Source organism: Nonomuraea sp. NPDC049309 (assembly GCF_043196965.1).
Taxonomy (GTDB): domain Bacteria; phylum Actinomycetota; class Actinomycetes; order Streptosporangiales; family Streptosporangiaceae; genus Nonomuraea; species Nonomuraea fastidiosa.
Window position 1 is genome coordinate 1,046,757 of record NZ_JBICSH010000002.1, and the last position, 20,312, is coordinate 1,067,068.

General features: G+C 71.5%; 22 protein-coding genes. 15 read left to right on the forward strand and 7 right to left on the reverse strand.

What is annotated here, in order from left to right:
* Nucleotides 1-18: 18 nt before the first annotated feature.
* The 6 genes from ACGFIM_RS18870 to nikB are packed head-to-tail and all read right to left on the reverse strand — an operon-like array spanning nucleotide 19 to nucleotide 5,339.
* Nucleotides 19-816, reverse strand: a complete 798-nt coding sequence (locus ACGFIM_RS18870) for a hypothetical protein (RefSeq protein ID WP_393201858.1) — start codon at nucleotides 814-816, stop codon at nucleotides 19-21.
* Nucleotides 817-835: 19 nt separating this feature from the next.
* Nucleotides 836-1,483, reverse strand: a complete 648-nt coding sequence (locus ACGFIM_RS18875; RefSeq protein WP_393201860.1) for a histidine phosphatase family protein — start codon at nucleotides 1,481-1,483, stop codon at nucleotides 836-838.
* Nucleotides 1,480-2,493, reverse strand: coding sequence for an ABC transporter ATP-binding protein (locus ACGFIM_RS18880; protein ID WP_393201862.1), 1,014 nt, complete (start codon nucleotides 2,491-2,493; stop codon nucleotides 1,480-1,482). Before ACGFIM_RS18880 ends, ACGFIM_RS18875 begins: the two co-directional genes overlap by 4 nt.
* Nucleotides 2,477-3,481 (reverse strand): ABC transporter ATP-binding protein, encoded by a 1,005-nt coding sequence (locus ACGFIM_RS18885; RefSeq protein WP_393201864.1) that lies wholly within the window; start codon nucleotides 3,479-3,481, stop codon nucleotides 2,477-2,479. The genes ACGFIM_RS18880 and ACGFIM_RS18885 overlap by 17 nt, the downstream gene beginning before the upstream one ends.
* The gene (locus ACGFIM_RS18890; protein ID WP_393201866.1) at nucleotides 3,481-4,413 is read right to left on the reverse strand and encodes an ABC transporter permease; all 933 of its coding nucleotides are present in this window, start codon (nucleotides 4,411-4,413) and stop codon (nucleotides 3,481-3,483) included. Before ACGFIM_RS18890 ends, ACGFIM_RS18885 begins: the two co-directional genes overlap by 1 nt.
* A gap of 2 nt (nucleotides 4,414-4,415) precedes the next feature.
* On the reverse strand, nucleotides 4,416-5,339 hold the full coding sequence (gene nikB, locus ACGFIM_RS18895) for a nickel ABC transporter permease (RefSeq protein ID WP_393201868.1): 924 nt from the start codon (nucleotides 5,337-5,339) through the stop codon (nucleotides 4,416-4,418).
* A gap of 536 nt (nucleotides 5,340-5,875) precedes the next feature.
* Here nikB and ACGFIM_RS18900 point away from each other — a divergent pair.
* The 15 genes from ACGFIM_RS18900 (at nucleotide 5,876) to hypE (ending at nucleotide 18,018) form a co-directional block, all read left to right on the forward strand.
* Entirely contained in the window at nucleotides 5,876-6,838 is a 963-nt protein-coding gene (locus tag ACGFIM_RS18900; RefSeq protein ID WP_393201870.1) for a DUF6772 family protein, read from the forward strand.
* Between the two features lie 4 nt (nucleotides 6,839-6,842).
* Nucleotides 6,843-7,178, forward strand: a complete 336-nt coding sequence (locus tag ACGFIM_RS18905) for a hypothetical protein (RefSeq protein ID WP_393201872.1) — start codon at nucleotides 6,843-6,845, stop codon at nucleotides 7,176-7,178.
* A gap of 34 nt (nucleotides 7,179-7,212) precedes the next feature.
* Entirely contained in the window at nucleotides 7,213-8,259 is a 1,047-nt protein-coding gene (locus tag ACGFIM_RS18910; RefSeq protein WP_393201874.1) for a LacI family DNA-binding transcriptional regulator, read from the forward strand.
* Between the two features lie 413 nt (nucleotides 8,260-8,672).
* Nucleotides 8,673-10,025, forward strand: coding sequence for a hypothetical protein (locus ACGFIM_RS18915; protein WP_393201876.1), 1,353 nt, complete (start codon nucleotides 8,673-8,675; stop codon nucleotides 10,023-10,025).
* The gene (locus ACGFIM_RS18920; protein ID WP_393201878.1) at nucleotides 10,022-10,624 is read left to right on the forward strand and encodes a hydrogenase maturation protease; all 603 of its coding nucleotides are present in this window, start codon (nucleotides 10,022-10,024) and stop codon (nucleotides 10,622-10,624) included. Before ACGFIM_RS18915 ends, ACGFIM_RS18920 begins: the two co-directional genes overlap by 4 nt.
* A complete protein-coding gene (locus ACGFIM_RS18925; protein WP_393201880.1) occupies nucleotides 10,617-10,982 on the forward strand; it encodes a hydrogenase/urease maturation nickel metallochaperone HypA in 366 nt (121 codons plus the stop codon). Before ACGFIM_RS18920 ends, ACGFIM_RS18925 begins: the two co-directional genes overlap by 8 nt.
* Nucleotides 10,979-12,037, forward strand: a complete 1,059-nt coding sequence (locus tag ACGFIM_RS18930) for a hydrogenase expression protein HypE (protein WP_393201882.1) — start codon at nucleotides 10,979-10,981, stop codon at nucleotides 12,035-12,037. Before ACGFIM_RS18925 ends, ACGFIM_RS18930 begins: the two co-directional genes overlap by 4 nt.
* A 36-nt stretch (nucleotides 12,038-12,073) precedes the next feature.
* Nucleotides 12,074-13,867, forward strand: coding sequence for a nickel-dependent hydrogenase large subunit (locus ACGFIM_RS18935; RefSeq protein WP_393201884.1), 1,794 nt, complete (start codon nucleotides 12,074-12,076; stop codon nucleotides 13,865-13,867).
* Nucleotides 13,860-14,288, forward strand: coding sequence for a hypothetical protein (locus ACGFIM_RS18940; protein WP_393201886.1), 429 nt, complete (start codon nucleotides 13,860-13,862; stop codon nucleotides 14,286-14,288). Before ACGFIM_RS18935 ends, ACGFIM_RS18940 begins: the two co-directional genes overlap by 8 nt.
* A complete protein-coding gene (locus ACGFIM_RS18945) occupies nucleotides 14,285-15,085 on the forward strand; it encodes a DUF5947 family protein (RefSeq protein ID WP_393201888.1) in 801 nt (266 codons plus the stop codon). The genes ACGFIM_RS18940 and ACGFIM_RS18945 overlap by 4 nt, the downstream gene beginning before the upstream one ends.
* Nucleotides 15,086-15,095: 10 nt before the next feature.
* Nucleotides 15,096-15,305, forward strand: a complete 210-nt coding sequence (locus ACGFIM_RS18950) for a hypothetical protein (protein WP_393201890.1) — start codon at nucleotides 15,096-15,098, stop codon at nucleotides 15,303-15,305.
* A 24-nt stretch (nucleotides 15,306-15,329) separates the two neighbouring features.
* Nucleotides 15,330-15,440 (forward strand): DUF6893 family small protein, encoded by a 111-nt coding sequence (locus tag ACGFIM_RS18955; protein WP_393201892.1) that lies wholly within the window; start codon nucleotides 15,330-15,332, stop codon nucleotides 15,438-15,440.
* Nucleotides 15,441-15,458: 18 nt separating this feature from the next.
* Nucleotides 15,459-15,731 carry a HypC/HybG/HupF family hydrogenase formation chaperone gene (locus ACGFIM_RS18960; RefSeq protein ID WP_364064228.1) on the forward strand — a complete coding sequence of 91 codons (273 nt, stop codon included), beginning with the start codon at nucleotides 15,459-15,461 and terminating at the stop codon, nucleotides 15,729-15,731.
* 11 nt (nucleotides 15,732-15,742) lie between these two features.
* Nucleotides 15,743-16,882 carry a hydrogenase formation protein HypD gene (hypD, locus tag ACGFIM_RS18965; protein ID WP_393201895.1) on the forward strand — a complete coding sequence of 380 codons (1,140 nt, stop codon included), beginning with the start codon at nucleotides 15,743-15,745 and terminating at the stop codon, nucleotides 16,880-16,882.
* Nucleotides 16,879-18,018, forward strand: a complete 1,140-nt coding sequence (gene hypE / locus ACGFIM_RS18970) for a hydrogenase expression/formation protein HypE (protein ID WP_393201897.1) — start codon at nucleotides 16,879-16,881, stop codon at nucleotides 18,016-18,018. Before hypD ends, hypE begins: the two co-directional genes overlap by 4 nt.
* A gap of 16 nt (nucleotides 18,019-18,034) precedes the next feature.
* On the opposite strand, the gene hypF is transcribed toward hypE, so the two are convergent.
* Nucleotides 18,035-20,308, reverse strand: coding sequence for a carbamoyltransferase HypF (gene hypF, locus ACGFIM_RS18975; RefSeq protein ID WP_393201899.1), 2,274 nt, complete (start codon nucleotides 20,306-20,308; stop codon nucleotides 18,035-18,037).
* Between the last annotated feature and the right edge of the window lie 4 nt (nucleotides 20,309-20,312).

Sequence of the window (20,312 nt, forward strand, 5' to 3'; positions counted from 1 at the left end):
TGCTGGTGCCGCGGCTGCTCACGCCGTCGCGGGGGGTGTCAAAGTGAAGGTGGCCGCCACGGGCCGGTGATCGGACGGCGCGTTCCCGGCCGAGAAGAAGTCGACGACCTCGCTGGCCCGGGTGGCGATGGGGCCCCGGGAGAAGATCCAGTCGATGGCCTTCGACGGCGACATGAGCGGGGAGAGCCGCGTTCCGCGTTCGGCGGTGAACGGCAGCGGCGACACCGGGTGGGTGACCGGCGAGGTCCGCCCGAGCGCGGTGAACGAGTCGAGGAAGCCGCCGTTGCCGAGCGCCCACAGCGGCTGCCCGATGTCGTTGATGTCCACCGTGAACAGGCAGGCCTGCTCGCCGGCGATCTCGTTCAGCGCCTCCACCACCCGCTCGGCCTGCCCGGCGCGCAGGTTGCGGCGGTCGGCCCGCTCCTGCGGGTGGCCCGGCCAGGTCAGGTGCGCGGTGGAGAACACCAGCGGCTGGGCGCCGTCGATCCTCGGGCGCAGCCGCACCCAGAACAGGCCGGCGTGCTCGGAGAGGATGCCGACGTCGCGGAAGCCGTACTCGACGAGCTCGAACAGCTCCTCGCGCCACCACAGGTTGCTCTGCACGCCCCAGCCGGGGAAGTCGTCGTGCACGCGCGCGTGTCCCGGCAGCGTCTCGTCCACCACGGCCCGCGAGCGGGGGCGCAGCTCCTGCGTGGCCAGCAGGTCGGGCGGCCGGGTGGCGAACAGGTCGCGGATCGCCGGCTCCCGCTGCTCCAGGTGCGCGTCGCCCCACAGGTTGTAGGTCATCGCGACAAAGGTGAACGATCCGGTCAGCATGCTGAGAGGTCCTTCCGATTCAGTCGGTACGCGTGGCGTCCGCCGCCCACGCGGTCGGCGCGTTGTACTCGACGACCGCGTTGCCCCGCTCGCGCCCGTAGTCGATCACCGTGACGGAGGTGTTCACCGGCGGGGCGAAGGCCAGGTGGCCCGGCTCGGGGATGCCGAGCGCGGCGGCCGCGGCCACCCGGATGGGACCGCCGTGGCAGAACACCATGACGCTCCTTCCGGGGCCCGCCTGCTCGGCGATGTCGACGAGCGCGGCCCACACGCGCTGGCGCAGCTCGGTGAACGTCTCGCCGCCGCCGCGCCGCGGGTCGCCGCCCCGCGCGGCCTCGGCGAGCACGTCGGGGTACTCGGCGGCGATCTCCGTGAACGTGCGTCCCGCCCAGTCGCCGACGTCGGACTCGCGCAGCCGGGGGTCGCGCTCGGCCGCGCCGCCGGCCAGGCGCAGGAACGCCTGCGCGGTGTCCCACGCGCGCGGCAGGTCGCTGGAGACGACCAGGTCGGGCCGGCCGAAGCGGGCCTTGAGCACCTTCGCCGCCGCCTCCGCCTGCTCGATGCCGACGGCGGTGAGCCCCGAGTCGGCGTGCCCCTGGTAGCGCTCCTCGACGTTCCACCGCGACTCGCCGTGCCGGACGAGGATCAGTCTGGTCGCGCCGCTCATCGGGCACCTGCCGGGGTCGCGGGCAGCTCGGGGAAGTGGCAGGCGGAGACGTGCTCGCCCAGCCGGTTCGTGAGCGCCGGCTCCTCCGTGGCGCACCGGTCCTGCGCCTTCCAGCAGCGGGTACGGAAGCGGCAGCCGGAGGGCGGCGACACCGGCGACGGGATGTCGCCCTTGAGGATGATCTGCTCGCGCGGCGGCCCCGCCCACGGCCGGGTCACCGGCACCGCCGACAGCAGCGCCTGCGTGTACGGGTGCTCGGGCGCCTCGAAGATCTGCTCCGTGGTGCCCCGCTCCACCACCTTGCCGAGGTACATCACCGCCACCTCGTCGCTGATGTGCCGCACCACCGACAGGTCGTGGGCGATGAACAGGTAGCTGAGCCCCATCTCCTCCTGCAGGTCGACGAGGAGGTTGAGCACCTGCGCCTGCACCGAGACGTCCAGCGCCGAGACCGCCTCGTCGCAGATCACCAGCCGGGGCCGCAGCGCGAGCGCCCGCGCGATGCCGACCCGCTGGCGCTGGCCGCCGGAGAACTGGTGCGGGTAGCGGTCGGCGTGGTCGGGGTTCAGCCCGACCCTGGCCAGCAGCTCGCGCGCCTGCGACGCCCACTTCTCGCGGGGCACCACGCCGGGGTTGACCTGCCACGCCTCGCTGATGATCTGCTCGACCGTGAGCCGCGGGTTCAGCGACGCGTACGGGTCCTGGAAGATCATCTGGATCTGCCTGCGTACCTGCCGCAGCTCCTCGCCCGGCAGCTTCAGCAGGTCCTGGCCGTCGAAGAGCACCTGGCCGGACTCCGCGGGCGCGAGCCCGATGATCGTGCGCGCCAGCGTCGTCTTGCCCGAGCCGGACTCGCCGACCAGGCCGAGCGTGCGGCCCTTGGGCAGGTCGAACGAGACCCCCGACACCGCGTGCACGGCGCCGATCTTGCGGCGCAGCAGCGCGGAGCGTACGGGGAAGCTGGTGTTCAGGTCTTTGACCGACAGCAGAGGCTCAGCCGGTGACGACATCGGTGACGACCTCCTTCGAGTGGTGGCAGGCGGCCCGATGCGAGGCGGGGCGGTCGGGCAGGGGCAGCAGCTCGGGACGCTCGGCGGCGCAGACGTCGGTGGCGTACCGGCAGCGGGGGCGGAACGGGCAGCCCGACGGCAGCCGGGTGAGGTCGGGCGGCGACCCCTTGATGGGCGTCAGGCGCTCGCGCGGGCCGTTCAGCTCGGGGATCGAGGCCATCAGGCCCTGCGTGTACGGGTGCCCGGTCCGCTCGTAGACCTCGCGCAGGTCGCCGGTCTCCATCACCCGGCCGGCGTACATGAGCTGCACCCGGTCGGCGACGCCGGCCACCACGCCGAGGTCGTGGCTGATGAGGATCATCGCCATCCCGTGCTCGGCCTTCAGCTCGGCGAGCAGTGCCATGACCTGCGCCTGGACGGTGACGTCGAGCGCGGTGGTGGGTTCGTCGGCGATGAGCACGCGCGGCTTCAGCGCGATCGCCATCGCGATCATCACGCGCTGGCGCATGCCGCCGGAGAACTGGTGCGGGTAGTCGTCCACCCTGCGGTCGGCGGCCGGGATTCCCACGCGGTCCATCAGCTCGATCGCCTTGCGCCGCGCCTCGGCGCGCGACAGGCCCTGGCGGCGCCGGAACAGCTCGCCGATCTGCGTGCCGACGCGGAAGACCGGGTTGAGCGAGCTCAGCGGGTCCTGGAAGACCATGGCCAGGTCGGTGCCGTTGAGCTTGCGGGTCTCCGAGCGCGGCAGCGCCAGCAGGTCGCGGCCCTTGTACAGGATGCGGCCTCCGGCGATCTGGCCGGCGGGGCGCGGCACGAGACCCATCAACGCCTGGGCGGTGACGCTCTTGCCGCTGCCGGTCTCGCCCAGGATGGCCAGCGTCTCGCCCTCGGCGAGGTCGAAGCTCACCTTGTCGACGGCGGTGATCGTGCCCGCCCGGGTGCGGAAGCGTACGGTCAGATCCTGTACCGACAGCAATGGGTCGGCCATCACATGCTCCTCAACCGCGGGTCGAACCGGTCGCGCAGGGCGTCGCCGAGTACACCGAAGCTGATCACCAGGGTGGCCAGGGCGATGCCGGGGATCGTGGAGATCCACCACGCGTTGGACAGGTAGTCCCGGCCGTTGGCGATGGTCATGCCCCAGCTCGGCGTGCTGGCCGGGGTGCCGAGGCCGAGGAAGCTCAGTGACGCCTCGGCCAGGATCACGTGGCCGAGCTCCACGGTCGCGACGACCAGGATCGGCGCGATCATGGACGGCAGGATGCTGCGCGTCAGCAGGTGCCAGGTGCGCGCGCCGAGCGTGCGGGTGGCGTCGACGAAGTCCCTGTTCTTCAGCCCGAGCACCTGGCTTCTGGTCACCCGGGCGAACGTCACCCAGTTGGAGATGGACAAGACGATGACGACGTTCACCACGCTCGGCCCGAGGATCGCCGCGATGAAGATGGCGAGCAGGATCGACGGGAACGTGAGCTGGATGTCGGCCAGCCGCATGAGCACCATGTCCAGCCAGCCGCCGAAGTAGCCCGCCGCGATGCCGGCGGCCACGCCGATGAGCCCGGCCAGCACCAGCGTCGCCACGCCGACCGTGATCGACACCCGGGCGCCCTGCATCATCTGGGCGAGGATGTCCTGGCCGACCTGGTCGGTGCCGAAGACGGCGACCTGGCCGTTCGCCAGCGTGGTGCCCGGCGGCTTCAGCCGGGAGCCGAGGTCGGTGGCCACCGCGTCGTACTTCAGCAGGATCGGCCCGAAGATGGCGGCGAGCACGTAGAGGCCGATCACCGACAGCGAGACGATGATGCGCAGCCGCCCGATCTTCACCCGGGTCTTGCTCTGTTTCTTGGTGTCGCCGGCCGGCTCGGCCGGTTCCGTCACGGTCGCCGCCTCGCCTTGCAGCACCTGGTCCATTGGCCTGTCCATGGTCACCGTCCCAGCCGGATGCGCGGGTCGAGGTAGCCGTACAGGACGTCCACGATCAGGTTGATCAGGACGAACCCGCCGGCGATCAGCATGATCGCGGCCTGCACGACGTTGTAGTCGCGGGCCGAGATGGAGTCGATGAGCAGCCGCCCGACGCCGGGCCAGGAGAACACGGTCTCGACGATGACCGCGCCGCCGAGCAGCTTGCCGAACTCCAGGCCGGCCACGGTCACGATCGGGATGATCGCGTTGCGGATGGCGTGCAGGAAGATGACCACCCGCTCCGGCAGGCCCTTGGCCCGCGCGGTCTGGATGTAGTTCTCGTGCACGACGTCGAGCAGGCCGCTACGGGTCAGCCTGATCTGGATCGCGATGAGCGGCAGCGCGAGCGTGACGCCCGGCATGATCAGCCGGTCGAACCCGCCGTGGCCGCCGCTTGCGAAGATGTGCAGCTGCCGCGCGAAGACCAGGATGAACATGATGCCGATCCAGAACGACGGCATCGACTGCGCGAGCAGCGCGAACACCGAGACGATGCGGTCGGCCAGGCGGTTGACCCGCAGTGCGCCGACCACGCCGAGCGCGATGCCCAGCACCAGGCCGATCACCAACGCGACGACGGCGAGCTGCAGCGTGAGCGGGAACCGGTCGAGCACCAGGCCCATCGCGTCGGCGTGGTAGCGGTAGGAGTCGCCGAAGTCGAACCGCACCACGTCGGCCAGATAGATCCCGTACTGCACGAGCAGCGGCTGGTTGAGACCCATCTGATCGCGCAGCCGCTCGACCTCGTCGGGGGTGGCGTCAGAGCCGAGGATGAGCAGCGCCGGGTCGCCGGGAACCATCCGCAGCACCAGGAACACGATGGTCACGGCGCCCCACAGCACGAACGCGGCGAACAGCGTGCGCCGGATGAGGTACGCGGTCATGGCCGACCCGCTCGCCGCCGGTGGGCTTGCCGTTTCAGCATCGACAGGCAACTCCAGATAGAGCCATGACGCCATCGGCGCATGGCGAGGATTTTCGAGGGGCTTGAGGGGATCGGCCGGCGGGTGACCGGCCGATCTTGAGAGGGGACGAATACGGGGGAGGGACGGCGGAGCCGCCGGCCGCCGATGTGGCGGCCGGGTTTCCTGCCGGGAACATTAACGTTAATGCGATTGGTGGCTGATGCTAGGGTGACCGGCCCTGAGCGTCAAGGGTGAGTCCGCCGTCGGCCGCCACCACAAGCCTTCCCCGGGGCCGTTCTCGGCGCTTCTGACCTGCGAAAACGTGCGCCGGTAACAGTTCGTCACCGCTCAGCTGTGAGGGTTCCCCGCCGGGTGGACGGGCCACCCCAGGGTTGACCGCCGCGCAACATTAACGTTAACGTCCGTCTGCGACCGCATGACTCACTCCGGTCGATCGGTCGGGCGTAGGCATTCGCGACTCTTTTGTGCCAAGACATTTTCAGGAGCATTCTGCGATGACCACGACGGAGCGGCCCGACCTGGCCGCAGAACTTCGTACTGCCATTTTGTCGGCAGACCCGAGACTGTCGAAGTTTTCCCCGCTTCGACGCATTCTCGCGTACGACGATTTCAATTCGGGGACCCACGGCTGGACGGAACTGCTGGGCAATTACAACGGCAATGGCGACCTGTCCACCGTGGACGACCACATGCGGGACTTCCGGCCCCCGCAGCTGTCCAACTGCACGTTCTTCGACATCGGCAGCCACGGCGCGATGACCGGCTCGTACGCGCTGAAGCTCGCCACCCGGCCGTACAAGGGGCACACCGCCACCGCCATCAGGCGGCTCACCATGAGCGGGCGCGGCCTGCTCCAGATCGAGGCGTACTTCACGTACAAGGCCGAGGCCACCATCGACGGCAGCGCGAGCGACGAGTTCGGCGACATCACCTGGGACGGCAACCTGCACCCCTCGGAGGCGCAGTTCGGCTGCTTCACCGTGGCCACCGACCTCTGCGGCGACGGCGGGCTGCGTTACCACACGGTGGCCCGCTACATGAACACCTCGCTCGACAACAAGCTCAAGCGGCAGTGGATGTATCCGATCGTGCCCGAGCCGACGCCGCGCGAGCACCTCGAAGGGAAAATCAAGCTGGAGTACGGCGCCGACTTCACCGCGCCCAATCCGGACGACTGGCACCCCTTCGGCGAACCGCAGGAACTCTGCTACAACGAGGTGCCGACGAAGGTCAACTGGCATTACCTGCGCTGGGTCATCGACACCGAGACCCGACGTAACGTCGAGTTGCAGGTCAACGATCGCGTCATGGACATGTCGCACGTTCCGGTGCCGCCGTACAAGGAGCGCTACGACTCCCTGGAGAACCTGCTGAATTTCTACTTCTCAGTACGGACCCACTCGACGGTCCGCAACTTCCTCTTCCTTGACTCGGTACTCATTTCCACGGAGTGGTGACGTAATGCGGCAGGTGCAGACGGCGGTCCTGGAACGGGACACGACGTTCGATTCCGACTTCGCCACGGAGCCGTACGAAGTGGCGTGGGCCGGCGAGGCCCGGTTCTTCATCCACACGCTCGCCACCTCGGGCCAGGACACCCAGGTGCGGCTGGTCACCCAGATCTCGCCGGACGGCCTGACCTGGTGCGACCTCGACGGCAAGGAACATGTCATCGACGGACCCGGTTTGGTGACATGGCCGGTAGATCATTTCGGACAATGGTTGCGGTTGCGCGGCACGGTGACGGGCACCGACCCGTCCGCCAAACTGCGCATCTATCTCACGGTCAAGAGCTGAGAGAGACCGCGGATCGACCAGAGGGGGCATGCGAATGGCCGGGGCTCGACGTCATACCTTGCGGGACATCGCCGCGACGTTGAACCTTTCCGTCAACACCGTCTCGCGTGCCCTCTCCGGTAAAGACGGGATAGGAGAGGAGACCAGGGCCCGCGTGCGGGCCGAGGCCGAGCGGGTCGGCTACGTCCCCAACTCCATGGCGCGCTCGCTCGTCCTGGGCTCGGCGATGACGTTCGGCCTGTCCATCACCAACCCGTCCAACCCCTTCTACGCGCAGCTCATCTCCACCATCGAGACCCGCGCGCGCTCCCATGGCTACTCGCTGCTCCTCACGGTCACCGAGGAGTCGGAAGAGCACGAGATGCGCGCCGCCGAGTCACTGCTGCGCTCGTCGGTGAGCGGCTCGATCGTCGTGCCCGTCCAGTCGGGGACCGAGGCGTGGCGGCGCCTCGGCTCCGTGGGCGTGCCGACCGTGCTGATCAACCGCGATTTACCCGACCTCGGTTACCGCTTCGTCGGCACCGACAACGAGCTCGGCGGCTACCGCGCCACCTGCCATGCGATCGAACGCGGCGCCCGCTCGATCGTGGTGCTCGAAGAAGACCTGCCGATCACCACGATCGACCACCGCATCGCCGGCTTCCGCCGCGCCATGGCCGAGGCCGGGCTGCCCGTGCCGCGCGGCAGCATCATGCGGGTCCCCACCCGCCGCCACGATCAGGCCGCGCTGCCCTGGCAGCCGCAGCAGGCGTACCAGGTGGCCCGCCGCATGCTGCGCAGGACCCGGCTGCCCGATGCGGTCGTGGCCGGCAACGACTACTTCGCGCTCGGTCTCTACCGGGCGCTGGAGGAGCACGGGCTGAAAGTGCCCGACGACATGATGGTGATCGGGTTCGGCGACCACCCGTTCTCCGCCTTCCTGTCGCCGCCGCTGACCTCGGTGCGGCTGCCCGCGGAGGAGATCGGCACCATCGCCGTGGATCTCCTCCTCGAGGAGATCTCGGGCGCGCGCAGCGCCCGCCCGCTCAAGCAGCTCATCGCCCCCACGCTGATCGAACGCGGCTCCACCCAGCGCGGCTGACCGCCGTTTCGGCCCTGCGCGCCGCCGGCCCACGTCGCCCGCGAGCTCACCCGAGTCCAAGACCTGTGCCCATAACCGACGGCTATGGCTCAGACCGCCACCTCGACGAGCGACCGCTTCTCGGTGGCGCTGATCCCCGTCCACGCTCGCCGGGACGACGCCAGGCCGGGCCACGTCATCCCGATCGCGTCCGGGCCGGGCCTGCCGCGGTCTGTGAGGCAAGGCGGTGGCCAAATCCTGTTGGGGCGGAGTGGGCGTTCGGAACGCAAGCCCCGATTCCCGCCCGGATGGATGACCAAGAACCGCTAAGTGAGCAGCGCACCTAGGGGAGTGGCTCACCTACTTGTCGCAGGTCGGCGTGGTTATACCGAGAAGAGTCACGTACGACCAGGGGCAGCAAGGGGGCCACTGCCGTGGAGGCGAACGACATCGACGCCGTGCCCGGTTTCCGGGCCGCGCTGGCGGTGGCGGACTCCGTCCTGTACGAGGGCTACCTGCTCTACCCCTATCGCCGATCGTCGCCGAAGAACCAGGTCAGATGGCAGTTCGGCGTGCTGCTGCCGCAGCCGTGGGCGCGGACGCACGGCCTGCAGGGCGGCGGTGTGGCGGGTTCTGCGGAGTCGTGGTGGCAGCAGACGGAGTGCCTGCTGGTGGCGCCCGCCGGCGCCTCACTGCGGGGCCGGCTCCGGTTCCTCCGGCTGCGCCGCCGCACGCCCGAGGAGCGGCTGCCGGACGGCGGCCACCGGGCGGCCGACCGGGTGGGCGACGTGCTGGGCTTCGACGAAGGGGTGCCGCAGGAGCTGGACGTCGCGGCGTCCGTGGCGGAGCTGCTGGCCGGGGAGAAGCTGCGCACCCTCAAGATTCCGGGCTCGGAGACGGTCAGCCCGCTGCCGGGGGGCGAGGGGCGTACGCGGTGGCGCGAGTGGCCGCTGAGCGCCAGGGTGACGCTCTCCCTGACGCCGTGCAAGGTGAGCGCGGACGCCCCGCTGCGGGCGGGGGAGGGCCTGTTCAAGCTCCGTGTGCGCACCGAGAACGCCACTCAGGGGCCGCCGCCGGACGCGCCCAGGGACGAGGCGCTGCAGCACGCCCTGATCGCCTGCCACACGCTGCTGACCGTGCCGGGCGGCCGGTTCGTCTCGCTGCTCGACCCGCCGGACTGGGCGCGGGAGGCGGCCGCGGGCTGCGTCAACGCGCAGACGTACCCGGTGCTGAGCGGCGAGCAGGTGGTGCTGTCGTCGCCGATCCTGCTCTACGACAACCCGCGCGTCGCCCCGGAGAGCCCCGGCGACCTGCACGACGCGACGGAGATCGACGAGATCCTGTCGCTGCGCACGCTGACGCTCACCGACGCCGAGAAGCGGGAGGCGCGCGCCACCGACCCGCGCGCCGCCGCGATCATCGACCGGGTCGAGGCGATGACCCCGGAGGACCTGGCCCGCCTGCACGGCACCATCAGGGACCCGGGCGGCCCCGCGCCCTCGTGGCACCCGGAGGTGACCACCGACACCGTCGAGGTGGCGGGCAGGATCGTGCGCAGGGGCAGCAGGGTGCGGCTGCGGCCCAGGCTGCGCGGCTCGGACCCGCAGGACATGTTCCTCGACGGCAGGACCGCGCTGGTGGAGGCGGTGCTGCAGGACGTCGACGGTGCCCGCCACCTCGCGGTGACGCTGGAGGACGACCCGGCGGCCGAGCTGAACCAGTGGTACGGCCGCTACCGCTACTTCTCGCCCGACGAGACCGAGCCGCTGGACGGTGATCCCGCATGAACCGGGTGCTGGTGGCCGGGATCGGCAACGTCTTCCTGGGCGACGACGGGTTCGGTGTCGAGGTGGTCAGGCGCATGGATCCCATGGCCGTGCCGGCGTCGGTACGGGTGGCCGATTACGGCATCCGCGGCGTCCACCTGGCCTACGAGCTGCTCGGCGGCGCGTACGACACGCTGATCATGGTGGACGCGGTCGAGATCGACGGGCCGCCGGGCACGGTGGCCGTGCTGGAGATCGACGACGAGCCCATCCCCGAGGCGTCGCCGCCCGTGAACGGGCACGGCATGCATCCCCAGGCGGTGCTCGACCTGCTGGCCAGGCTGGGCGGGCGGGTGCCCAGGGTGCTGCTGGTGGGCTGCCGCCCGCAGACGATCGACGAGGTCATGGGGCTGTCGGAGCCCGTCGCCGCCGCCGTCGACGGCGCGGTCGCGGCGGTGACGGCGCTGGCGCGTGACGAGGCGTACAGACGAGCCGACCCGCAAGCCGACGATCCGCAAGCCGACGATCCGCAAGCCGACGATCCGCAAGCCGACGATCCGCAAGCCGACGATCCGCAAGCCGACGATCCGCAAGCCGACAGGGAGCGCGCCGATGCATGAGACGGGAATGTGCGACGAGATCGTCCAGGCGCTGCTGCGCCGGGCGGAGGGACGGCGGGTGGCCGCGGCGCGGGTGCGCGTCTCGTTCGCCGGGCACCGCGCCGATCCCGAGGTGGTCGAGCAGGGCTTCCGGGTGGCCGCGGCGGGCACGCCGGCCGAGGACGCGCGGATCGAGCTGATCACCGAGCCGCCCGCGGTGAGCTGCGGCGGCTGCGGCGCGCGCACGCCCGCGACCGACGCGCTCGCGCTCGTCGCCTGCCCGCGCTGCGGCGGCGTGGACGTCGAGCTCGCGGCCGATACCGGGGTCGTCGTCGAGTCGATCACCTATCAGCAGGACGCCAGCGAGGTGCGCGCATGACACAGACGCAGCAGCGGGACGGTACGGCCGCCGGCTACGACGAGATGCACATCCTGTGGATATCCGAGGGCATGAGCTGCGACGGCGACACCGTCTCGATCACCGCGGCGACGCAGCCCGCGATCGAGGACGTCGTCAACGGCACGATTCCCGGCCTGCCCAAGGTCCACCTGCACAACAAGGTGCTGTCGCCGAGCCTCGGCGGCGAGGACTACCTGGCGCCGTTCAGGGCCGCCGCGCGCGGCGAGCTGGAGCCGTTCATCCTCGTCATCGAGGGCTCGGTGCCCAACGAGAAGATCAACGGCGACGGCTACTGGACGTCGTTCGGCAACGACCCGGAGACCGGCCAGCCGCTCACCCTGAACACGTGGATCGACCGGCTCGCCCCGCGCGCGTGGGCGGTGGTCGCCATCGGCACCTGCGCCACGTACGGCGGCATCCACGCGATGGCCGGCAACCCGACGGGCTGCATGGGCCTGGCCGACTACCTCGGCTGGGACTTCCGCTCGACCGGCGGCCTGCCGATCGTGAACGTCCCCGGCTGCCCGGTCCAGCCGGACAACTTCATGGAGACCCTGACCTGGGTGCTCTACCACGCCGCGGGCAGCGCGCCGCCGCCTCCGCTCGACGAGATGCTGCGGCCCCAGTGGCTGTTCGGCAAGACCGTCCACGAGGGCTGCGACCGGGCCGCCTACTACGAGCAGGCCGACTTCGCCCGCGACTACAACTCGCCGAAGTGCCAGGTGAAGATCGGCTGCTGGGGCCCGGTGGTGAACTGCAACGTGCCCAAGCGCGGGTGGATGCGGGGGATCGGCGGCTGCCCGAACGTGGGCGGCGTCTGCATCGCCTGCACGATGCCCGGCTTCCCGGACAAGTTCATGCCGTTCATGGACGAGCCGCCCGGCGGCCACCTGTCGTCGGTCCTGATCAAGCCGTACGGGGCGTTCGTCCGCAGGATGCGCGGCCTCACCAACCACACCGTCAACAGAGAGCCCCGGTGGCGGCACAACCGTGAGGCGCTGACCAGCGGATACAACCCGCGCTGGCGCCCGTAGAGCCGCCGGCGAGCACGAGGAAGGAAAGCACGGCCGATGGCCATCGAGCAGCAGGAGAAAGTGGCCCACAAGCCGGGGACGCTCGTCGACATGTCCTGGGACCCGATCACCAGGATCATCGGCAATCTCGGCATCTACACCAAGATCGACTTCGAGAACCAGCGCGTGGTGGAGTGCCACAGCACGTCCTCGCTGTTCCGCGGCTACTCGGTGTTCATGAAGGGCAAGGACCCGCGGGACGCCGGGTTCATCACCAGCCGCATCTGCGGCATCTGCGGCGACAACCACACGACGTGCTCGGTCTACGCGCAGAACATGGCGTACGGCATCAAGACTCCGAAGCTCGCCGAGTGGATCATCAACCTCGGCGAGGCCGCCGAGTACATGTTCGACCACACGCTCTTCCAGGACAACCTGGTGTTCGTCGACTTCTGCGAGGCGATGGTCAAGGGCACCAACCCGAGCGTCCTGCAGCGGGCCGCCACCACCGACGCCCCGAACGCGAACATCCACGGCAAGCGCACGATCGCCGACATCATGCAGGCGTTCAACCCGTTCGAGGGCGAGGCGTACAAGGAGGCGCTGACCGTCAGCCGCGTCACGCGCGAGATGTTCTGCCTGATGGAGGGCAGGCACGTGCACCCGTCGACGGTCTATCCGGGCGGCGTCGGCACGATGCCGTCGCCGTCGGTCTTCACCGACTACCTGTCGCGGCTGATGAACATCATCGACTTCATCAAGAAGGCCGTCGCGCTCAACGACGACGTCTTCGACTTCTTCTACCAGGCGCTGCCCGGCTACGAGGAGGTCGGCCGGCGCCGGGTGCTGCTCGGCTGCTGGGGCGCGTTCCAGGACCCCGACGTCGTCGACTACCGCTACGAGACGATGAACGAGTGGGGCAAGGCGATGTACGTCACCCCCGGCATCGTCGTGGACGGCGAGCTCGTCACGACCAACCTCGTCGACATCAACCTCGGCATCCGCATCCTGCTCGGCAGCTCCTACTACGAGGACTGGGTGAACGAGGAACCGTTCGTCACCCACGACCCGCTCGGCAACCCGGTGGACATGCGCCACCCGTGGAACCAGACCACGCTGCCCGCCCCGCAGAAGCGGGACTTCGACGGCAAGTACAGCTGGGTGATGAGCCCGCGCTGGTTCGACCAGCGCACCGGCGATCACCTGGCGCTGGACACCGGCGGCGGGCCGTTCGCGCGGCTCTACACCACCGCGCTGGCCGGCCTCGTGGACACGCCGTACGTGAAGTCCACCGGCTCCAGCGTGCAGATCAACCTGCCCAAGGGGCCCGAGCTGCCCGAGGTCACGCTGGAATGGCGGATCCCGCAGTGGTCCAACGCCATCGAGCGCAACCGCGCCCGCGTCTACTTCGTCGCCTACGCCGCCGCCATGGCCGTCTACTTCATCGAACGCGCGATGCAGCGGGTGCGCAGCGGCGACACCAAGGTGTTCCAGGACTTCGACGTGCCGGACCAGGCCATCGGGGTGGGCTTCCACGAGGCGGTGCGCGGCGTGCTCTCCCACCACCTGGTGATCGAGAAGGGCAAGATCGCCAACTATCACCCGTACCCGCCGACCCCGTGGAACGGCAGCCCGCGCGACCACTACGGCACCCCCGGGCCGTACGAGGACGCCGTCCAGGACATGCCGATCTTCGAGGAGAACGGGCCCGAGAACTTCAAGGGCGTCGACATCATGCGGGCGGTGCGCAGCTTCGACCCGTGCCTGCCCTGCGGTGTCCACATGTACCTCGGCAAGGGGCGTACGGTGCGCAAGCTGCACTCGCCGATGTTCGGCGGCGGGCATGACTGAGTCCCGGCCGTCCAGGCTGGACGAGCGGGACGTCGCCGGGCGGCTGGAACTGCTCGACGAGCTGCTGAGCGAGCTGGAGTCCGCCTCGGGGCCCACCGCCGAGCTGGCGCTCGACGCGATCGCCACGCTCGCCGCGGTGTACGGCGAGGCGCTCGCCCGTGTCGCCGACCGGGTCACCGCGGCCGCGCCCGAGCTGGGCGCCTCGCTGGCCGACGACATGCTGCTCGCGCACCTGTTCGTGCTGCACGGGGTGACCGCCGGCCCGGCGCCGTCCGGTGCGCGGGAGACGGCGTTCATCCCGCTCGACGCGCTCGCCCGCCGCCCCGCCGCGGCTTCCGGAACGGGCCCGCTCGGCCCCGCGGCTTCCGGGACGGGTCCGCTCGCCGGCCGCCCCGCCGCCTCTCCCGGGACGGCCTCATGAGCGGTCCCGCTCCCGGCCTCACCCCCGGTCCGGCGCCCGGCCTCAGGTCCGGCTGCACGTCCGGTCCCGCTCCCGGCCTCGGGTCCGGTCGCGCGCCGGACTCCGCGTCCGGCCCGCCGGCCGGCGGCGCTTCCACCTCCGAGCCCGCCTCCGCGCTGGGGCGGGTGCTGGGGCGGCCGGTCGCTCAGCGGAGGGCCGCCGAGCCGTGCGAGCTGTGCGGCGAGCCGCTGCCGGGCGCGCACGCCCACCTGCTGGAGGAGCGCAAGGACCTGCTGCTGTGCGCCTGCCGCGCCTGCGCGCTGCTGTTCGAGCACGGGGAGGGCGCGCCGGGCAGGTTCCTGCTCGTGCCCGACCGGCGGCTGCGCCTGTCCGGGCCGTCGCCGTCCGAGCTGGGCGTGCCCGTGGGCCTGGCGTTCTTCGTCCGCGGGTCCGACGGGGCGGTGGTCGCGCACTACCCGAGCCCGGCCGGGGCAACCCGCTGGGAGGTGGACGCCGCCGCCTGGGACCGGCTGGCGAGCCGCCACGAGGAGCTGGCGTCGATGCGTCCCGCGGTGGAGGCGTTCCTGGTCGCGATGGTGCGCGGCATGGACGAGCGCTGGCTGGTGCCGATCGACGACTGCCACCGGCTCGTCGCGCTGGTCCGCCGCGAGTGGACGGGCATGTCCGGCGGGCAGCGCCTCTGGGACCGCATCGCAACCTTCTTCGCCGACCTCGGTGGCGCCGCACCCGACCGCACCAACCGCGGTGGCGCCGCACCCGACCGCACCGGCTTCGAGGGGGCCGTACCCGACCGATGAGGAGGACGACATGGCACGCATTCGCGTAGGCGAGCCCGACGTGCAGCCCGACACGCCGTCGCACGTCAAAGGCGTGCGGCAGGGCAACGCGAGGGGCAACTACCGCCGCCAGCGCGGCCACCGCAGGGACGGCACCGCCGACGCGCGGCGCTCGACGGGCATTCGCCCCCGCAAGGAGAACCCGATCGTGCCCGGCATGCCGAACCTCTCACCCAGCTAGCGCGAGAGGAGGTGAAAGGCCGACATGCGGCACGTAGGCAAGTGGCTGGCGCTGTTCGCCGGGGCCACGATCATCACGATGGTCTGGCGGGAACTGCCCGCCATCAAGCGCTACATCACCATGCGACGGATGTGAAAGGAAACGAGGCGGCCGATGTGCCTGGGCATTCCCGGCGAAATCGTCGAACTCATCCCCGGACAGCCCGAACTCGCCAAGGTCGAGGTCGCGGGCGTCCGCCGGGTCATCAACGTCGGGCTGGTCGACCAGGACGGCATACGTCCCGGCGAATGGGTGCTCGTGCACGTCGGCTTCGCCATGTCCAAGATCGACGAACGGGAGGCGGCGGCGACGCTGGAGCTCCTGCGCGGTCTCGGGCAGGCGTACACCGATGAGCTCGAAGCGCTCGCGGAATCCGACATCACCTGAGAGGCGGGACAGTGCGGTTCGTCGATGAGTACCGCGACGCCGGCGAGGCCAGGAGGCTGGCCGCGCGCATCCGGGACCTGTGCGAGCCCGGACGGCGCTACACCTTCATGGAGGTGTGCGGCGGTCACACGCACACGATCTACAAGCACGGGCTCGAGGACTACCTGCCGGAGTCGGTGTCGCTGGTGCACGGCCCCGGCTGCCCGGTCTGCGTCATCCCGATGGGGCGGGTGGACGACGCGATCGCGATCGCCCGGGAACCCGGCGTGATCATGACGTCGTTCGGCGACATGATGCGGGTGCCCGGCGGGCAGGGCTCGTTCTTCGACGCCAAGGCCCAGGGCGCGGACATCCGCATGGTGTACTCGCCGCTGGACGCCCTCAAGATCGCCCGGCAGAACCCGGACCGCACGGTCGTCTTCATGGCCATCGGGTTCGAGACGACCGCACCGTCCACGGCGATGACCGTGCTGCGCGCCGAGGCCGAGGGCATCGGCAACTTCGCGGTCTTCTGCAACCACGTGACCATCATTCCGGCGATCAAGGCCATCCTGGACTCGCCCGACCTGCGGCTGGACGGCTTCATCGGCCCCGGCCACGTCTCCACGGTCATCGGCTGCCGGCCGTACGAGTTCATCGCCCGCGACTACGGCAGGCCGCTGGTGTGCGCGGGGTTCGAGCCGCTGGACGTGCTGCAGTCGGTGTACATGCTGCTGCGGCAGCTCGCCGAGGGCCGGTCGGAGGTGGAGAACCAGTACACGCGGGTGGTGCCGTGGGACGGCAACCGCCGGGCGCTCGCGGCCATCTCCCGCGTGATGGAGCTGCGGCCGCATTTCGAGTGGCGGGGCCTGGGCTTCATCGCCAACTCCGCGCTGCGGATGCGGGAGGCGTACGCGCACTACGACGCCGAGAGGCGTTTCCCGGTGCCGGGCGTACGGGTGGCCGACCCCAAGGCGTGCCAGTGCGGCGAGGTGCTGAAGGGCGTGCTGAAGCCGTGGGAGTGCAAGGTGTTCGGCACCGCCTGCACGCCGGAGACGCCCATCGGCACCTGCATGGTGTCGTCGGAGGGCGCCTGCGCCGCGTACTACAACTTCGGCCGCTTCACCCGCAGGCGCGAGCCCGTGCCGGTGACCCTGGGGGGCCGGTCATGAGCGACGGGGCCGCGCGGACGGCGGAGTGGGCCGAGCGGGCGCTCGCGGAGGCGGCCCATCACGGACCTGCCTCCCGCGAGGAGCAGGTGCTCGAACGGATCGAACGCGCGCGCAACCGCAGGCCGAAGATCACCGATGAGCGGGTGACGCTGGCGCACGGCGCGGGCGGCAAGGCGTCGCGGACGCTGATCGAGGCCGTGTTCGTCGACGCGTTCGGCAACCCGGCGCTGGCGCCGCTCGACGACGGCGCGACGCTCGACCTCGGCACCGGCCGGGTGGTGTTCACGACCGACGCGTACGTGGTCTCGCCGCTGTTCTTCCCCGGCGGCGACATCGGCGACCTCGCGGTCAACGGCACCGTCAACGACCTCGCGGTCTGCGGGGCCAGGCCGGTGGCGCTGTCGGCGGCGTTCGTCCTGGAAGAGGGCTTTCCGATCGCCGACCTGCGCAGGATCGCCGCATCGATGGCCGCCGCGGCCGAGCGGGCCGGGGTGCGGGTGGTCACCGGCGACACCAAGGTGGTGCAGCGCGGCAAGGCCGACGGCTGCTACGTCACCACGGCCGGCGTCGGCGTGCTCGACCGGCCGGTCACGCTGGGCGAGTCGCAGGTCAGGCCGGGCGACGCGGTGATCGTGTCGGGGCCGATCGGCGAGCACGGCATCACCGTCATGATCGCCAGGGGCGACCTGGACATCGAGGCGGACCTGACCTCCGACACCGCGCCCGTCCACGAGGCCGTGGCCGCGCTGCTCGACGCGGTGCCGGTGCGGATGGTGCGCGACGCCACCAGGGGCGGGGTCGCGACCGTGCTGAACGAGGTGGCGCGCGGCGCGGGCGTGGCCGTGACGGTGGACGAGCGCGCCGTTCCCGTCCGGCCGATCGTGAGCGGCGCCTGCGAGCTGCTCGGCCTTGACCCGCTGTACGTGGCGTGCGAGGGCAGGTTCGTGGCCGTGGTGGACGGCGAGCACGCCGAGGCCGCCGTGGCGGCGCTGCGGGCCCACCCGGTGTGCGCGGGCGCGGCGGTCGTGGGCTCGATCGAGCCGGGACCGGCCGGGATGGTGCTGCTCAACACCGCGTTCGGCGGCACGAGGATCGTCGACATGCTGGTCGGCGACCCGCTGCCGCGCATCTGCTGACGCCGTACGGGAAGGGTCACCGGCGGTCGGCCGCCGCGGCGACGACCGCCTGGCCGAGCGCGATGCCGCCGTCGCCCGGCGGCACCCGCGAGTGCGTCAGCACCCGGAACCGCGCGCGTTCCAGGCCCGACACCACGGCCTCGAGCAGCACCATGTTCTGGAAGACGCCGCCGGACAGCGCCACCGTGCGCAGCCCGGTCCGCTCGCCCAGCACCTCGGCCGCGCGCACCACCGCATCGGCGAGCCCGCGGTGGAAGCGCGCGGCGATCCGCCCCGCCTCCACCCCCGCCGCGGCGTCCTCGGCCGCCGCCGCGACCAGGTCGCCCGCCGCGATGACCAGGGGGTCGCCCGCCCGCAGCCGGACGGGGTAGGCGCCCCGCTCCCCGGCGTCCACGCCGGCCTCCAGCTCGGCCGCCGCCTGCCCCTCGTACCCGATCACGTCGCAGACGCCGGCGATCGCCGCGACCGCGTCGAACAGCCGCCCGGCGCTGGAGGTGAGCGGCGCGTTCAGCCCGGTCCGCGCCATCCGGACGACCGCCGGCCACAGCTCCCGATGCCGCTCGGCAAGCACCGGGACCTCCACCTGCACGCGGTCCAGCCAGGCCGCCGCCATCCGCCACGGCTGCCGCACCGCCGCCGCCCCGCCCGGCATCGGCACCGGCTCCAGGTGCCCCGCCCGCCGGAAGGAGGCCAGGTCGGCGACCAGCAGCTCGCCGCCCCACAGCGTGCCGTCGGTCCCCATGCCGAGCCCGTCGAACGCCACCCCGATGACCGGCCCGGCGTGGCCGTGCTCGGCCAGGCAGGAGGCGATGTGCGCGTGATGGTGCTGCACGCCCACCAGGTCCACGCCCTCGAGGTCGCGGGCGTACGCGGTGGACAGGTACTCGGGGTGCAGGTCGTGGGCGACCACGGCGGGACGCACCCCGAAGAGCCGGCAGAAACGCTCGACGCCCTCGGTGAACGCGCGCAGCGTCTCGTAGCTCTCCAGGTCGCCGATGTGCTGCGACAGGAACGCCTGATCCCCCTTGGCCACGCAGAAGGTGTTCTTGAGCTGGGCGCCGCAGGCCAGCACGTGGCGGGGGAAGCGCCAGGGCACGGCGATGGGGGCGGGCGCGTACCCTCTCGACCTGCGCAGCATGAGCGGGCGTCCGCGAAAGGCGCGCACCAGGGAGTCGTCCGCGGGGGCCTCGATGCGCCGGTCGTGCACGAGGAAGCCGTCGGCGATCCCCGAAAGCCGCCGCAGCGCCTCCTCGTCGCGGTAGGCGATCGGCTCGTCGGTGAGGTTTCCGCTGGTCAGCACGTACGGCGCGGCCAGCCGGTCGCAGAGCAGGTGGTGCAGCGGCGTGTACGGCAGCATCACCCCGAGATCGCGCGCCCCCGGCGCCACCGCGTCCGCCACCGGCGCGTCCCGGCGGCGCGGTGCCAGCACGATCGGGCGGCTGGTACCGGTGAGCAGCCGTTCGGCCGCCTCGTCCAGGTGGACCAGCCTCCCCGCCGCCGCGACGTCCGCCGCCATCACCGCGAACGGCCGGCGCTCGCGGCGCTTGCGCGCCCGCAGCACGGCCACGGCGGCTGCGTCGGCGGCGAGCACGGCGAGGTGGTGGCCGCCCAGCCCCTTGACCGCCACCACCCGCCCCGACTCCAGCCACCGGGCCGCCACCTCGACCGGGTCGCCGTCCACCGGCCGTCCGTCTCCGTCGAGGGCGCGCAGTGCGGGGCCGCACGCGGGGCAGCACACCGGCTGGGCGTGAAAGCGCCGGTCGGCGGGGTCGGCGTACTCGCGCGCGCAGGCGGCGCACATCGCGAAGTCCGCCATCGTCGTCGCGCACCGGTCGTACGGCACCCCGGTGACGATGGTGAAGCGCGGCCCGCAGTCGGTGCAGTTCGCGAACGCGTACCGGTGGCGGCGGTCTGCCGGGTCGCGCAGCTCGCGCAGGCAGGCGGCGCACGTCCCCGCGTCCGGCGGCACCAGCGCCACCCCCGCTGCCGGCTCGGCGTGCCGGCTGGGCACGATGCGGAACCCCGGCTCGCCGACCGGCTCGGCGGGCTCCACCCGTACGCGCTCGACCCGGGCGAGCGGCGGCGCCTTGGCGGCCAGCCCCGCCGTGAACGCCTCCAGCGCGCCCGGCTCGCCCTCGGCCTCGATGAACACCCCGCCCGGGTCGTTGCCGACGAACCCCGACACCCCGTACGCACCGGCCAGGCCGCACACGAACGGCCGGAACCCCACGCCCTGCACCAGCCCCTCGACCCGCACCCGGATGCGGCGCGCCGCCCTCGCCTCGGACATCGGC